We start from the raw sequence: 380 nt of genomic DNA, 5'->3' as shown, positions 1-380 counted from the left end.
GGTCGAGGGCGACGACGGCGCCGCGCTGGTCGCCGAGGGCCTTCTCGGCCGCCTGCTGCACCTCGGGGCGGATCGTCAGCTCGACTGAGGCCCCGGCGGGCTGGCGTCCGCTGACCAGGTCGCTGATCCGGCGGTAGAAGAGCTTGTCGGAGCTGCCGGACAGCAGCTCGTCCTCGGCGCCCTCGATGCCGCCCCCGGCGCCGTAGGTGAACGAGTAGTAGCCCGTGACGTGGCTGTAGAGCCGCCCGGAGGGATAGGTGCGCTCCCACCTGAGCTCGTCGTCGGTGGCGACGGACTTGGCGATGGGGGTGCCCCCGACCAGGATCTGGCCGCGCTCGCGGTCGTACGACGCGAGCACGCTGCGGCGGTTGTCGCTGCGG

At 72.6% G+C, this 380-nt stretch carries 1 pseudogene; it reads right to left on the bottom strand.

The features are described 5' to 3' along the window. Positions 1-380, bottom strand: a pseudogene (locus B4K29_RS00015) (penicillin-binding protein 2); the annotation flags it as partial.

Origin of the sequence: Arsenicicoccus sp. UBA6765 (assembly GCF_002453335.1) — a bacterium.
Lineage (GTDB): Bacteria > Actinomycetota > Actinomycetes > Actinomycetales > Dermatophilaceae > Arsenicicoccus > Arsenicicoccus bolidensis.
The sequence above is the reverse complement of the archived record's forward strand: the minus strand, read 5'-3'. Positions and strand labels throughout refer to the sequence as shown.